The 15,029-nt window shown below is 69.6% G+C and carries 8 protein-coding genes; 1 reads left to right on the forward strand and 7 read right to left on the reverse strand.

The features are described from left to right. From PO768_RS22240 to PO768_RS22270, 7 genes are all read right to left on the reverse strand, one after another. A partial coding sequence (locus PO768_RS22240; protein WP_272647798.1) for a filamentous hemagglutinin N-terminal domain-containing protein occupies window positions 1-5,984 on the reverse strand: 5,984 nt, incomplete at its 3' end. A 35-nt stretch (window positions 5,985-6,019) separates the two neighbouring features. Further along, on the reverse strand, window positions 6,020-7,717 hold the full coding sequence (locus PO768_RS22245) for a ShlB/FhaC/HecB family hemolysin secretion/activation protein (RefSeq protein ID WP_272647799.1): 1,698 nt from the start codon (window positions 7,715-7,717) through the stop codon (window positions 6,020-6,022). 160 nt (window positions 7,718-7,877) lie between these two features. Further along, window positions 7,878-9,083, reverse strand: coding sequence for a PEP-CTERM sorting domain-containing protein (locus tag PO768_RS22250; protein WP_272647800.1), 1,206 nt, complete (start codon window positions 9,081-9,083; stop codon window positions 7,878-7,880). A 173-nt stretch (window positions 9,084-9,256) separates the two neighbouring features. Beyond that, window positions 9,257-10,318 carry a hypothetical protein gene (locus PO768_RS22255; protein WP_272647801.1) on the reverse strand — a complete coding sequence of 354 codons (1,062 nt, stop codon included), beginning with the start codon at window positions 10,316-10,318 and terminating at the stop codon, window positions 9,257-9,259. A 549-nt stretch (window positions 10,319-10,867) separates the two neighbouring features. After that, on the reverse strand, window positions 10,868-11,617 hold the full coding sequence (locus tag PO768_RS22260; protein ID WP_272647802.1) for a PEP-CTERM sorting domain-containing protein: 750 nt from the start codon (window positions 11,615-11,617) through the stop codon (window positions 10,868-10,870). Window positions 11,618-11,901: 284 nt separating this feature from the next. After that, complete coding sequence (locus PO768_RS22265; protein WP_272647803.1) at window positions 11,902-12,762, reverse strand: LuxR C-terminal-related transcriptional regulator; 861 nt, start codon at window positions 12,760-12,762, stop codon at window positions 11,902-11,904. 178 nt (window positions 12,763-12,940) lie between these two features. Further along, window positions 12,941-14,647 (reverse strand): secretin N-terminal domain-containing protein, encoded by a 1,707-nt coding sequence (locus PO768_RS22270; protein WP_272647804.1) that lies wholly within the window; start codon window positions 14,645-14,647, stop codon window positions 12,941-12,943. A gap of 196 nt (window positions 14,648-14,843) precedes the next feature. On the opposite strand from PO768_RS22270, the gene PO768_RS22275 reads away from it, so the two are divergent. Then, a partial coding sequence (locus tag PO768_RS22275; RefSeq protein WP_272647805.1) for a hypothetical protein occupies window positions 14,844-15,029 on the forward strand: 186 nt, incomplete at its 3' end.

Consider the following 15,029-nt stretch of genomic DNA (forward strand, 5'->3'; position numbering starts at 1 on the left):
TCGGCGCCGCCGAGCTGCCAGCGCTGGCTGCCGTCCAGCATATGGATCTCGCCCTGGCCCGCGCCCTGGCCGCTGGCGTCCAGCCGCAGGCGCCCTGCGGCCGGCGCGTCACCGGCGCTCAGCCCGGTGCTGTTGCCGATGTCGATGCGCGCGGCACTGACGCTGGCCAGGCCCTCGCCCAGCACCCGCAGGCCCGGGCCATCCAGGCTCAGGCGTTCCAGCCCCGGCGCACCCAGGCTGGCGCCGGCCAGGAAGTCAAAGCCCGCATAGCTGCGCAGCAGCAGGCGCTCGGCCCCGCCCAGCTGGGCCAGCAGCTCGGCGCTCAGCAGGGTGCTGTCGTCCTGCAGCGCTGCGCTGCCACCGATCTGCAGACGCGACACGCCCAGCGCGATGCTGTCCGCCTGCAGCGTCGCATCGGCGGCCAGCGTGCTGCGGCCGGTTGCGTCCAGCAGCAGGCTGCCGCCGGCCGCGCTCAGCACGCTGCCGGCGCCTATGCTCAGATCGCCGCGCTGGCGCTGCGCGCCGCTGCGCACCAGGCCGGCCTCGGCATCGCCGGAGACCAGCAGCGCCGCACCGTCGCCCTGCAGCTGCCATTGGCGGCTCGGCGCCTGCGCATCGACCGGTGCCGCCTCCAGGCGTGCGCCCTGGCCCACTGTGAGGCGCTCGGTGGCCGCCAGCAGCAGGCTCTGCGCCTTCAGCGGCGCGGCCCCGGGGGCCAGCTCCAGCGTGCTGCTGCGCAGCTCCAGCTGCTCGGGCGTGCTCAGGTTCTTCGGTATCGCGCCGATCACCAGATGCTGGGCGCCCAGTGCCGAGAGCTGCGCCGGGTCCAGATGCAGGGCGCCGGCCTGGGCCGTGCCGCCGATCTGGATGCGCTCGGCGCCGAAATAGGCGCTGCCGGCCAGGCCCTGCTCGCCCTTGTCACCGCGGCCGGCATCGAAGCGGGTCAGGCCGCGAATCTGGGCTTGCTGGGTCGCGACCACCAGGCTGCCGGCATCGCGCAGCAGCGCCGGCCGGGCGCGGTCCTGGCCGGCAGCCAGCGCCGGGAAGAACTGGTCGGCATCGGCCAGCCGGATCTCGCTGTACTTGCGCGCCTGGGCCGCGCTGAGCAGCTGCCAGGTGCTGGTCCGGGCGTCCTGCTCGGCGCTGCCAGCCAGGCCCAGCCGGGCGCCCAGCAGCAGGCTGCCGTCATCGCGCGCCACGCTGACACCCAGGCCCAGCGGCATCGCGCCGACACCGGCCGGGCGCAGCAGCCAGGCACCGTCCAGCACCGCATAGCGGGCCGGCAGCAGGGTGTAGGTGCCGGCCGGCACCGGTGCGCCCTCGCCTATCGTGATCTGGCGCCCCAAGGCCGATGCGCCCTCGCCGGCCAGCGCCTGCGTGCCCGAGCTCAGCACGCCCGGCACGATGGCATAGGCGCCGTCCAGACCGGTGAACACATCGCGCGAACCCCCCGGGCCGGACACGAACTGCCAGGCGCTGAGCTTGCCGCCGCCGCTGAGGTCCAGCAGCGCGCCCGGCGCCACATCGACCGTCGCCGCATTCAGCGAGATCGCCTTGGCCGGTGCCGCGCCGAGCACGGCGCCGCCCGGGCTTGCCCAGCGCTCGCCCGTCCAGGTCCCGAACAGCAACTCGCGGCCGGCCGCGCTGACCGAGGTCTCGCTGCCGGCGCTCAGGCTCAGCTGACCCGTGGCCTGGAACTCGATCAGGCCGGCCGGCGCGCGCAGCCGGCCGCCCTGCACGATGTCGGCGGCCTTCAGCTTCAGGCTGCCGCCGGCACTCCAGGGCAGGGCCGGGGCGGCGCCGGGGCTGCTGGCGAACTCCAGCAGATGGCTGCCAGCATCGATGCCGAACACCGTGTCGCTGGCCGGGAAGAGCTGGCGCGCCGTCAGCCAGGTATCGGCGGCGGTCGCCAGGCTGCCCTGATAGCCGCTGCCGCTGGCCGTGCCCTGCAGGCGCAGATCGCCGCCGCTGCTCAGGTTCAGGCGGCCCAGACCCTGGGTCACCAGCTTGCCGTCCAGCACCATCAGCTCGCCGGCCGTCAGGCTCAGCCCGGCATGGCCGGCCTGGGCCGTGGGCAGCGGGCGATCATTGCCCCCGCCGACTGCGATGACGTTCGTCTGCTTGTTCTGCCACTGCAGCAGCGGCGCGGCCAGCCGCGCCTGGGCCCGGTCCTGCATCAGCAGCACCGGCGTGTCGAGCTTGAGGCCGCGGGCCAGATCGAGGTTCACACCGTCGGCGATCACGATGCCTTCCTGCGCGCTCAGGTTCAGCTCGGCCACGCCGCTGCCCCGCAGCAGCGCGGTCGACAGCGAGGCCCGGCCGCTCAGGCCGGTCGGCGCCGGCAGCGCCTCGGCGCGCAGCGCGTCGCTGCGGCGCTCTTCGACACCGACCAGCTCCAGCCGGCGCAGCGCCGGCAAGCCCTGGATGTTTGGCGTCACAAAGCCGGGCACCAGGCTCAGCGACAGCGTGCCGCCGCCCTGGCCCGCGCCGCCGGCCTGGGCCCGCAGCGTGCCTTCCAGCACGATGTCCTGGTTGCCGCTGATGCTCAGCGAGCCGGCGCTGCTGGCCAGCTGGCTAATGCGCTGCTCGCTGCCGCCCTGACTTTGCTCCTTTGTCAGCAGCGCGCCGCTGGCGCCGCTGATGTCGATCACCGCGCCGCGCTGCCAGACCAGGCTGGTGCCATGGGCGTTGTCGCCGCTGGCGCTCAGGCTGACCGAGCCGCCGCCCAGCAGCCGCCCCTGCGGCAGGCCATCGGTGCTGGCCTGCAGCTGGCGCTGGCCGGCCACATCGATGCGGCTCTTGGCGCCCAGCCACAGATAGTGCGGGATATCGCCTTCGCCGCTGTTGGAGGCCTTGACGGCCAGGCTGAGCTGGCCGCCCGGGGCGCGCAGCTCGCCGTCCATCGCCAGCGCGGTCGCGGCCGACAGGCTCAGCCTGGCGCCCGGCTCCAGCGCGATGCTGGCGCCCTCGGCCACGCTGAGCCGGCCCTCGGGCCGGTTGCCGCCCAGGCCGCTGGAGGCCAGGCTCAGGTCTATGGCCTTGGGCAGACCCTGGCGCGGCGCGGCCAGCGTCATCAGCCCATCCATCGCACTGCCGCTGGGTGCCTTGCGTGTGCTCGCCTCGGCATGCCAGAGCTGCTGGGTCGGCGCCAGCCGGGTGCCGGCGGTCAGCTCCAGGGCCTGACGGCCGTCCAGACTGAAGCGGCCGAAGCCGCCCTGGCCGAAGAACTCGGGGCCCAATTCCAGCGTGCCCGGCGCGGCGATGGTGGGCGCGCTGCCGATGCGCAGGCCCGGTGCCGTCAGGCTCAGATGGCCGCCCTGGCTCATCGAGTAGCCGCGCAGCTCACCGCCCAGCAAGAGCCGGCGCGCGGCGACATCGGCGGTGAAGGTGCTGCTGCCGGTGCTCAGCGTGATCGATCCGGCGGCGCCACCGCAGATCTGGCCGGCCGCGCAGCCGGCCAGGCTGTTGACCCCGGCCAGCAGCGCCCCGCCCGAGACATCGAGCCGGCTGGCCGCACCCAGGCTCACGCCGGTGTCGCCGGAGACCAGCAGCGTGCCGCCCTTGAGCGTCAGCGCGCCGGCCTCGGGGTCCAGCGCGGCATTGCTCCACTGGCCGGCCACATCGAGCTTGACGCCGGCCGCGACCGCGACCTCGTTCCTGAAGCTGCGCAGGCTCAGGCTGCCGGAGGCGCTGCGGATGTCGGCGTCGACGCTGACGCGGCCCCCGCGGGACAGCAGCTGCAGGCTGCCCAGCGCCGGCAGATCGAGCGCCGCCGTGCTGCTGATCGCGCCCTCGGCGGCGATCGTGATGTGCTGGAAGCCCGAGCCCAGCAGCCGGCTCGCGGCCAGGCCCGAGCTGCGGCCCAGCGCGGCCTCGCTGTCGGCTCGCAGCCGCAGCCACTGCGCCTCGTCCAGCGGCGCGATATCGGCGCCGATGCGGAAGTCCTTCAGCACCGCGCCGGCATAGGCGTTGGCGCCGAAATCGGCCCCGTGGCGGGCGGCGCCTATGCCCAGGCTGGCGCCGGCCGGCAGCGCGTCGAGGCCGATGCGCTGGCGTCGGCCCAGCGTGGTCTGGCCCGACAGCGCGCCGTCCAGCAACACCTCGGGCGCCACCACTGAAAGGCTGCCGCCGCGACCGCCCTCGGTGTAGCCGGCCTCCTGGCGCGCCGGCATTACCGTGCCGTAATTGACCATCGGGCCCCAGCGGTCGTAGCGGGCCTTGTTGGTGCCGGCATTGGTGATCGCGGAGTAGAGCAGCTCGCTGGGCGCGTTGTTGAGGCTGTAGGCCTTGCCGCTGGCGCTGAAGAGCTGGGTCGGGCGCACCTCGGCGTCCAGATAGCGCAGCAGGCCGCCGTCGACCGCGAGCCGCGACTCGGCATGGGCCAGCACCGCGCCGCCGGCCAACAGCTTCAGGCTGCCCCCCTGGGCCATGCGTTCGCTGGCGCTGCGCTGCAGGCTGCGGCGATAGCTGTCCAGGCTGCCCAGGATCAGCGAGTCCTGGCGCGTGTCCAGCGTGACCTTGTTGCGGTAGAGCAGGCCATCCTTTTGCAGCGGCGCGTCCTTCAGGTCATTGCTGCCCAGCAGCTCGGTGGTGACGAAATGGCGGGCCACGCTGAGCTCGGTGTTGCGGGTGCCCGAGAGATCGATGCTGGCGCCGGCATCGATCTGGATGCGGCCGCCCTCGGGCTTGAAGACCTTGTCCGTCAGCAGATCGGCGCGGTAGTCGGGCACAGCCAGCGCGCGCAGGCTGGCCTGGGCGGCCGGCGCGACGATGCTGGCGCCGCGCGCCAGCGTGATGTTCTTGCCGGCCAGGTCCAGGCGCGAGTTGACGAAGCCGGCGTTGTCATCGGCGCTCAGGGCCTTGCCGTCGGCGCCCTGGTCGGCCGCCGTGATCTCGATGCGGCTGCCGGCGTCCAGCACCAGATCGCCGCTGATCTGGGCGCGCTTGTAGCGCTCGTCGGAGGGCGTGATGCCCAGCGTCGCCGCGCCGCCCTGAGCCAGCAGCAGCACCGAGCCGTTCTGCGCGACGCTGGTGCTGGCGCTGATGCGGCCCGACTGGTTGACCGCCATGCCCACCAGCGTGGTGTTACCGCGCGGGGTGTTGATCACACCGCTGGCCTCGTTCTTGACCTGGCCATCGCCCGCGCGGCCCAGGGTGTGGCGGCCCACCTCGACCAGCAGGCCGCGCAGCGCCGGCACCGCCGCGTTGTTCTCGGCGGCGTAAAGCGGCTCGGCGGTGGGCAGCTTGTAGAAAACCTCGGCGCCGGCGCCCAGCACCACCTGGCCACCGGGCGCGCTGAGCGTGCCGGCGTTCTCGACCTTGCGCGCGAACAGGAAGATGCGGCCGCCCTCGGCGGTCTTGATCTCGGCGCCCGCCTCCACTTTCACAAAGCTCTTGCCGAAATCTCCAGCGTTCGAGCCATCGAAGCGGAAGGCGGATTCGGCGCCGGTGATGTTGGCGACAAAGCCGTTCTTGTAGTCCTCGTCCCTGGGCTTGAGTGTGGTCGCGATCAGGTTGCCGACATCGACGCTGGCACCCCGGCCGAACAGGATGCCGTTGCGGTTGTAGATCAGCACCTCGCCGCCATTGGTGGCGCTGAGCTTGCCGAAGATCTGGCTCGGCGCTGTGCCGTCGACCCGGTTCAGCGCGCTGGCGCCGGCCTTGGCCATGTCGAAGGTCACCGAGCTCTCGGCGCCGATATCGAAGCTGGCCCAGTTGTAGATCGCGCGGGCGCTGTCTTGCTGGATGCGCATATGCCGGCCATCGGCACTGATCTCGGGCGCGCTGCGCGGTCCCTGACCGTAGACCCGCCAACCTGCCGCCGGCTTGGGCACGGTAATCGCGGCCGGCGGTGTCTGCGCCGGCGACTGCAGCGGCAAGGCCAGGGCCAGGGCCGCCACCAGCGGGTGCAGCAACCAGCGGCTCCGGCGGCTGACGCGGCTGAGACGATGGGGGCGGACGGTGAGGCGGGGGATCGGGGCCATGGCTTGGGACTTCGGTCAGGCGTTGGGGGCGCGGCTCAGAAGCGCAGCGCGGCGCGCAGATGCAGGTGGTCCTGCGGTGCGCGGCGGGTGGGCAGGTCGCGGTGGCGGCGGCCCCAGTCGAGGTTGAGGGACAGGCCGGTGCTCAGCGCCAGGCGCAGGCCCAGGCCGCTGGACAGCAGCGGCACACGGCGCTGCTGACCCGGTTCGGGGTCGATCAGGCTGACGGCGGCGGCGTCGGCGAACAGATGCAGGCCCAGCTCGCTGAAGGGCGGCAGGTTCGCGCCCTCGAAGCTGCGCAGCAGGGCCGGCGCGTAATTGCGGCTGCGCAGCTCCAGCGAGCCCAGCCAGCCGAAATCGCCGGCGGCCACGCCGTCGTAGTAGCCGCGCACCGTGTCGGCACCGCCCAGCGAGAACTGCTCCGAGCTCGGCAGCTGCTGGGTGGCCAGCTGGGCGCCGAAGCGCGCCGCCAGCTCGACAGGGCCGAGACGCTGCTGGCCGCGCCAGTCCAGCTTCAGCGTCGAGAAGCCGCCATCGGCGCCGCGGCGCTTGCAGGCGAACTGGTCGTCGCGCGCGACAGTGCCGTCGGCCAGCTGGCAGTCGATCTCGCGGTAGAGCAGGCGGCGCAGGCCCAGGGTCGCGGTCAGGCTGAGGTTGTGCTGCGAGGTGGGGCCGAACCAGCTGCCGTTGTAGGCCGCCTGCAGCGGCATATAGCGCAGCGGGTTGGCGCTCAGCGCGGCGGCACCCGCACCGCGGCCCAGGCTGACGTTCTCCTTCAGGTCCTTGAAGTCCAGGCCCAGGCTGAGGCTGTGCACCGATTCGGCCAGCGCGCGCGAGATGCTGTAGCGCAGGCCCAAAGTCGTGCCCTTGCCCAGCACATTGACGCCGCCCAGGCTGTCGACATCGCTGCTGGAGTTCACCGCGGTGAAGGTCAGCGCATCGCCGTCGGCCAGCGGCACGGTGTAGTTCAGCACGGCGACGCGCGACTCACGGCTGGCCATCGGCGCGCCCATCAGGGTCAGCGCGATCGAATGGTCGCGCTGCAGCAGGTTGTCGTAGCGCAGATGGACGGCGGCGCGCAGCGGATCGGTGTCGGCCGAGGCCGCATTGCTGAGTTCGAAGCTGCCCGACAGCGGCAGCTTGTCCTCCACCTTCAGCTCGGCCTCCACCGTGCCCGGCTGGCGGCCCGGCCGCAGCACCGGCTGCACGCGCCGCTCCTCGCCACGGCTGACCGAGGCCAGCTGCTGCTGCACGATATTGAAGTTGGGCACCTGGCCGGCCGCCAGCTCGCTGACCGCGGTGCGGATGCGGCCCTGGGCGTAGTAGCGCGAGCCGGTCACCGCCAGCCGCTCGACCCGGCCCTCCAGCACCGCCAGCCGCACCACACCCCCCTCGACGCGCTGCTCCGGCACATCGACAAACACGGTCAGATAGCCGGCCCCCTGATAGACCTTCTCCAGCGCGGCGCGTGCGCCGTCGACATCCACCATGCTGCGGCCCTCGCCCAGAAAGGGCAGCACCGCCGCCTCGATCTGCACATCGGAAAGCCGGGTGTTGCCTTCGATCTGGAACTCGAGGATGTCAAAGCGCGGGGCCGCTGTCGCATCGCTCGCAGCGGCGGCCGGCGGCGCGCTCGGCTGGGCCTGCGCGGGCATGGCCGACAGCGCCGCCGCCAGCAGCAGCAAAGACAGGGGGAGCCGCACCTGACCGCAGGCGCGGAACGTGAAATTTTCCATGAACTCAGTGTCCCGGTGACCGGTGAAACGGTGGTGACCCGGCATGGGCCGAACGGCTCATGCCGGACGGGGCGGGTGACAAATCTATGGAACAAAAGCGCGCACGCCGCCCCATCCAGGGCGGCGTGTCTTCAGCAAGGGCTGCAGGGGCGGCGACGACTCAGCGGCTGTTGCGCCGCGCGCGCCAACCCAGGGCCGCCAGGCCCAGGCCCAGCATCAGCCAGCTCGACGGCTCGGGCACGGCCGACACGGCGTTGCCCGGCACGAAGCCCCCCGGCGTCCAGCCGGCGAACTCGCCCAGCGGCGCGGTGATGAAGCGGATACCGCCAACGCCGGCGGCAAAGTCGGTGCGCGCGCGGCGCTGCATGCCCAGCACCGTGCTGACCTGGGTCACCGCCGCTTCCATCGTGAAGCTGAGGATGTATTCGCCATTGCCATTGATGGCCAGGCCCCAGTAGCCGTCATGGCCGGCGTTGTCGAATTCGTCGACGAGGATGGGCGCGGAGGCCTGATCACTGGTCGATGTCAGGTAGTAGAACCACGAGGAGTGGTAGGACTTCGTGCCGGTCTGCGGATTGGTGGTGCTGACCGGGTTCAGGAAGTTGGCCGCGTCGGCCAGCTTACCTCCACCAATGCCTCCACTGAGGTTGCCCCAGTAAGCCTCCGTGCCTTCAAAGTCGACACTGGATCCATTGACCGCATAGTCGAAGTTCAATTTGGAATCGAGCCCAGCAACAGCATGGCTGTTGTAGGGGTTGGAGAACGATCCCCCAGCGCCAGCGCCTCGATTCAGGGGCTCAACTACCGTATTGATGTAATTCGACACTGCATCCGAGAAGCCCTGATTCTTTGTGCCTTTCAAGAGGCTCCACTCGGGGTTGGTGACCCCAGCCGCAGACAAATGCCGCAGTGTGCTGAAGGCATACATCTCATTGGGTTCGATTCCAAAACCCGTTACCGACGTTGCGATCACGCCCCATTGCTGGTTGTCGCTGTTTGTCGACACCTCGGTAAAAGCCTTGAATGCGGCGTCGTTGTTGATGTTGATCGGGTCAAAGAACTTCTGGTAGCCAGCATCCTGCTGGGCGTAGGTGAAGAAGTTACCTGTCTGGTCCTGCCCCTCCAGATAAGGCTTGGCCTTGGTCCCCAGATCCTTGCTGTAAATGGCCTTGGCCACCGGATCCCAGATAAACAGGGTCAGTTCCGGGAAGCCGAATCTCGGATTCGCAGCATCCCCGTCCGGGATCCAGTCCGGGTGACCGGGGTCGATCGCCGCGCCGGCAAGGCCCGCCGTCATCAGGCCGCCGCACAGCGCCAACAGCTTGGCTTTGTGGGAGAGGTTGAACGGGCGCAGCTTCATATCCATCACTCTTTCGGTTTCGTTGCCGGTTTGACTAGACCCCTTGTGGGCCTACGGAAATTCGAGAGCGTCCGGGAGAGCTATATACCCTCCCGGACGCCGGCTTCGCCTTTGACTTCACCGGCTCAGCCTCTTGCGAAGTCCAAGCTGGCAGCAGGCTAGGCCTAGGTCATATCAAATCACTTGAACATACGCACCGGGGTGCAGGTCTTGGCAGCGGTACGAGCGGTGTGAGCGGTGAAGCTGCGCACCGATTCCGGCAGATCCGCCCAGGCGGTACCGGCCGGGATCGTGTCGGGCGTGGCGACCAGGCCGGCTTGCAGGTCCGGGTCCAGCTGGGCCAGCACGCTGGCCTTGCCGATATTGGCGCGCAGATTCTTCAGGAACTCCAGCTTGTCGCCGGCCGGGGCGTTGGCGCCGGTCTTGGCCCATTGCATCGTGGACTCGGTGACGAACTCGTAGCTGCCGTTGATCACGTTCTCGCGCTCGGGGGCCACGCCGCTGAGCTTGACGAAGCGATAGCCCTTGTCGCCACCGTTGGCGCGCGGGTTGTTCTCGCGGCCGATCACGCCCAGCGCGAAGGCGCCGCCAGCGGCGTTCTCGGCCGTCGTGCCCAGGCAGGTCTCGACGTTGCCGGTGCCGGCACCGGCCACCACGGTCAGCGCGCCGGTCGCAGAAATCGCGCCACCGCCTTGGATCGAGGGAATGTAGGCCGACGGACCACCGCAGGGGTTGTTGGCGAAGAAGGCATTGGACGCGGCCTGGGTGCCCGAGCCGGCGGTGCGGCGGCAGACGTTGATCTTCTTGTTGTTGATGTTGGCTTCGACCGAGGCCGGGATCAGCAGGTTCCAGCCCTTCTTCGAAGCGGCGCTGCTGCCGAGCAGCTGGCCGGTCAAGGCGCCGCGCACAAAGGTGGTGGGGATGCTGGGCTGCTTGGCGGCGGACTCGTCGATGTCGGTGGCGCTCACTTCGACCAGGCCCTGGGCCTTTTGCAGGGCCAGGTAGAGCTTCTTGTTGACGGCCACGCCGAACACGTTCTGCACAAAGCCGGCGGAGTCGAGGTTGTCGACCGAGCGGCCGGCACCCGCGTTGATACCGGCTTCCAGCAGGGCCGGCTCGACATCGGACAGGCCGGCGTCGGCCAGGGCACCCACGGTGGTGGCGCAATAGAAGGAGGGGGTCTGGATGTCGGCGGTCGGCGAGGCGTTGGCGGTGGCCACGCAGGAAGCGTCGACCAGCATCTGGGCCTGGTTCGCGTCAGCGGTGATGATGGGGCCGACGCCCTGGCCGGAACCGCCAGCATCGCGCTTGNTTCGCGTCAGCGGTGATGATGGGGCCGACGCCCTGGCCGGAACCGCCAGCATCGCGCTTGGTCACCAGCACGGCGGTACCGGCGGGCCAATTGCCGACCTGCGCCTTCAGGCGGAAGGAGTAGGCGCGGTTGTTGGCGCCGGTGGCGTCGTTGAAGAACACATCGAACGTGGCCGGGTCGGCGATTTCCTGCATATAGCCACCCAGGGCCAGGCGCAGCGCGGAGGCGCCGACGATGCGGACTTCCTTCAGCGTGCCGGCGGTGCGCTCGGCGACGATCTGGGCGGGGGTCAGGGCGTGGGCCGAGCCCAGGGCGGCCAGCGAGGCCAAGGCGATGACGGTGTTGCGGATCTTCATGATGGTGTTACTTCCAAAAATGAGGAATTCGGACAGAGCTCCGCCCACGGCACCCATCTTTTGGAGTGGGCGCCGGGAACGAGGACTCTCTTGCTTGCTACTTACTCAGCGATCAGGCCGTCTCAGGACTGGCGGCGACGGACCATGAAGCCGACGGCGCACAGGCCGGCCAGCAGCAGGGCATAGGTGCTCGGCTCGGGAACAGGGGCGGTAACGGCGGCGATGCTCGTGCCGTTGAAGCTCACCTCGGTGCTGGCGTTGACATACGGCGAGGCCAGGACCAGGGAACTGCCATTGTCGTTAGACGAAGTCAGATAGGCCATCTTCAGGGTCTCGTTGACTGAGCCCACTTGGTTGTAGAAACCGGCCAAGTTGATATAACCAGCCAGATAGCCATCGCTGCCGGCGGCTTGGGCCAATTCGATGTTGTCAGCACCGATGCCGGTGTTGGTGGCGATGTCGTCGCTGGTGACAAAAATGCTGGCCAGATTGTTCACGGCATCGTTGAAGACCTGATTGTTAATGCCGTTGGCGGCTTGACCGGCACCGACCGTCGTGAACAGATTGATCTCGCCCGGCTCGAAGCCGAAGCCGAGCGGGTTGGCGGCCAGCACGGTCCACTTGGTATCGCTGCCACCGAAGGCAACGAACTTGTCCCACTCGGCGCCTTGCACCGAGAAGTTGAAGTTGCCGTTGGACTGGAAGGCGTTGGCGGTAACGCCCAGGTCCTTCAGGAAAGAGCCCTTGGAGTTGGTGGCGATGAACACCAGTTCGGCTTCGCCGAAGCTGCCGGTCTGGCCGGTCTGGATCTCGGCGAAGGCGGAGCCGGTGGTGGCCAGCAGGGCGGCCAGGGCGATGGTCTTGAATTTCATGTGTTTTCTCCGATTGGAAAAAGAAAAAGGCAGGTTGATGAGTTGTGCTCGTTGGTTCACTGGTGCCTGGATAAGCGGAGCCCGTGGCGAACTCCTCCCTCTATCCGCAGCTGCGCCTGGGTTGCCGCTGCCGGGGCGCAGCGTGGGAGCACTGCGCCGGGAGGCGGCCTTGGGCGTTTGGGTCGCTGGGGCCGACCCTGGCTTAAAGAACGACTATCTGTCCTTTCGACAGCTCGCACTTTCGCAGCCCAAGGTGACAGGCGTTGCGGCGAACGTGATGCAGTTCACAGACCTTTCGGACTATGGTCGGCCGCTTCGAGCACGGGAAAACCCTGGGGCGGCCGGTGGGCCAGCAGGTTCAGCGTCATCGCGCAGGCCACGGCCTGGGCGCGGTTGCTGGCATTGAGCTTGCGCAGGATCTTCTGCACATGGTTCTTCACCGTCAGCGCGCTGATGCCCAGACCCTCGCCGATCTGCTGATTGTTCTTGCCCTCGCGCAGCCAGCTCAGGATCTGGCGCTCGCGCTCGGTGATGCCGGTCGGGTGGCTGCTGCGCGGCGTCATCGCCGAGGGCAGCGGGCTGAGGTCGTGCTCGACGTTCTGCACCCGCTGCCAGGTGGCGTGAATATGCGGCAGCAGCAGCTCCAGATGACGGCATTGCGCCGGCGTGGCCGGGGCGCCAACGCGGGCGAACACATAGAAGCCCTCGATCTCGCTGGGCCGCTGCGGCCGCGACAGCCCGTGCAGCAGCACATCGCCGACGCCCGCCTCGACCAGGGCCAGCGCATCGGGCGTTGCGCCGCCCTCGGCCTCGACGCTGGTGCAGACCGGCCGGCCGCGCGCCTGCAGCCACATCAGTTGCAGGCGCTGCATCAGCGCGCTGCCGCTGCGGGTCAGCTCGGTAAGCAGCGGCTCGGGCAGCGGCACGGTGTTGAAGACATCGAACACCAGCTCGCGCGCCGCGCGCTGGTAGGCGCCGCAGATCGCCAGCTGATGCGGCAGCAGCGGCTGCAGATGGCTCTGCATCCAGACAAAGAACTGATAGCGCCGCCTCACCTCCAGCGCAGAATCAGCCGCACGCATCAAGGCCTCGGCCTTCAGACTCTCCTGCGACATCGGGATGTCGCTCGGGTCATGGTTGTTCATGGGGACAGGGACGCGGTTGACAACAGGGCAGACCACGAGCCCGCTTTTGGGGCCCGCCGCTCTGAATGTTGCGCAATGTAAAGAGCGCTGATGACCTTCTGTTGAAGGAATTGCCGGCGCATAGACCGTTCGGCTCATGGTGCCGGCGCCGGCATGGGCCGAACGCCTCATTCCCGTCTCATTCGGCCCGGATCTCGACCTGACCGTCGCCCTCCAGACGGGCCGGCAGTGCATCGCCGGCGGCATTGCGGCCGCGCAGATTGACGACCTCGATCACCGAGCTGACACCGGCCGCGCCCGAATGCACACGCAGCGGCAGCGACAGCTGGCCTTGCGGCGGCAGCTCGAACGCGACACTGCCGGTATTGGCTGCCGCGCCGCCCTCGGCGGGCGCGAACAGGCTCAGGTCGTAGCGCAGCTCACCGCGCAGCAGATGGGGCGACTTGTTGTGCAGCGACACCGACAGGGTCTCGCCGATAGCGGCGCTGCCGCTGGTCTGCAGCTCGGCGACGGCCTCGCTATCGGCCTCGTTGCCTGCCTCGCTGTCGGCCTCCTTGCCGTCCACACCCGCCTCAGCGGCAGTCTGCGGCGCCGGCTCGGCACCAACGCCGGACGGCGCACCCGAGGCCGCCACCACGCCGCGCCGCAGCCGCAGGCTCGCGGCGCTGGGATCGGCATCGCGCCCGCTGGCCAGGCTCAGCAACTCAGGGCCGGGCAGCGGCGCCAGACGCAGCAGCCGCGGCGTGATCAGCAGCACGATGTCGGACTTGCGGCGGCTGTCCTCGCCAACACCGAACAAGCGCCCCAGCACCGGCAGGCCGGAGAGCCCTGGCAGGCCGCGCGCCGTCTGGCGCTCGCTGTCGCCGATCAGGCCGGCCAGCAGCTGGGTCTCGCCATCGCGCAGACGCACGACGGTGCTGGTGCTGCGCTGGCCGATGCGGTAGGCGGTGGCCGGCGGGTTGCCGCCGGAGCGAACCTCGGCCAGCAGGTAGCTGAGCTCCAGATCGAGCTTGAGCACGACCTCGCCATCGGACTGCACCTGAGGCTGCAGCGCCAGCTTCAGCCCGATGTCCTGGTAGCTGACATTGGTCGTCACACCGATGTCCGGGCTGGCGCTGCTGCCAAACACCGGCAGCTTGCCGCCCAGCTCGATGCGGGACTTGTCGCGGTTGCGCAGGCGCAGCTGCGGTTTCGCGATCAGGGTCGCCAGCTCGCGATCACCACGCAGCCGGGCCACCAGCGCCGGGTTGGCGATGCTGCTGAGCAACTCGCGGCCGGCGCCCCAGGGCACCCGGCTGACATCGCCAGGCAGGCCACGCTGCACCGAACTGGGCCAGTCTATGCCCAGCTCGCTGCCCTGGCTGCTGGCGACTTCAAGAAGCTCCAGCTCCACCAGCAGCTCGGCGTCGGGGCGGTCCAGGCCGGCGATCAGCTGCTCGGCCAGCGCCACCGTCTCCGGCGTGTCGCGCATCATCACCAGGTTGAGGCGCTCGTCGACCACCAGATCGCGGGTCTTGAGCAGGCCGCGCAGCAAGGCCTGCACCTGCTTGGGATCGGCGCTGTTCAGGTAGAAGCTGCGGGTCTGCAGCTCCTGATGCTCGCGCCGCTTGGCCGGCGTGGCCGGGTAGATCAGCACCGTGTTGGGCGTCAGCCATTTCTGCTCCAACTGCTGCAGCGCGAGGATCAGCCGCAGGGCCTCGTCGACGCTGGCATGGCGCAGCGACAGCGACAGCCGGGTGTCGCTGCGCACCTCCTGATCGAACACGAAGTTCAGACCGCTGTGCCGCGACAGGGTCTCGAAGACGGCGCTCAGCCGGGTGTCGCGGAAGTCCAGCGCCAGGCGCTGCTGCGCGGCCGGTGCGGCCCAGGCCAGACCGGAGCACATCAGCAGCAGCGCGAGACAGGCCCGGCGCAGACATGAGGGCGGCACAAGAGGTCGGGAGCGCAAGGGGCTGGGTGGCATTCGCCTAAACGGACAATGCTGGGCGCCGCCGATGACGTCGCGATGACAGGCGCCCACCACGACGCCGCGACGCCGTCCTGTCACGCGCTTTTCATGCCCGTGCAATAGGGTGGCGGCCATGCAGACCCGACACCTCCCCTCCTCGCTGCGCGCGATCACGCCCCGCCTTGTTCCCACGCTGATCGCGGCGGCCGCCGTCGCGATGCTCAGCGGCGCGCTGGCGCCGCAGCGCGCCCAGCAAGCCCTGGCCGTGCCGCTGGCGCGCGAGCTGGTCGTCAAGCTGCATGCGCCGCAGCCGGCAACC

The organism is Paucibacter sp. XJ19-41 (assembly GCF_028462495.1).
GTDB lineage: Bacteria > Pseudomonadota > Gammaproteobacteria > Burkholderiales > Burkholderiaceae_C > Roseateles_E.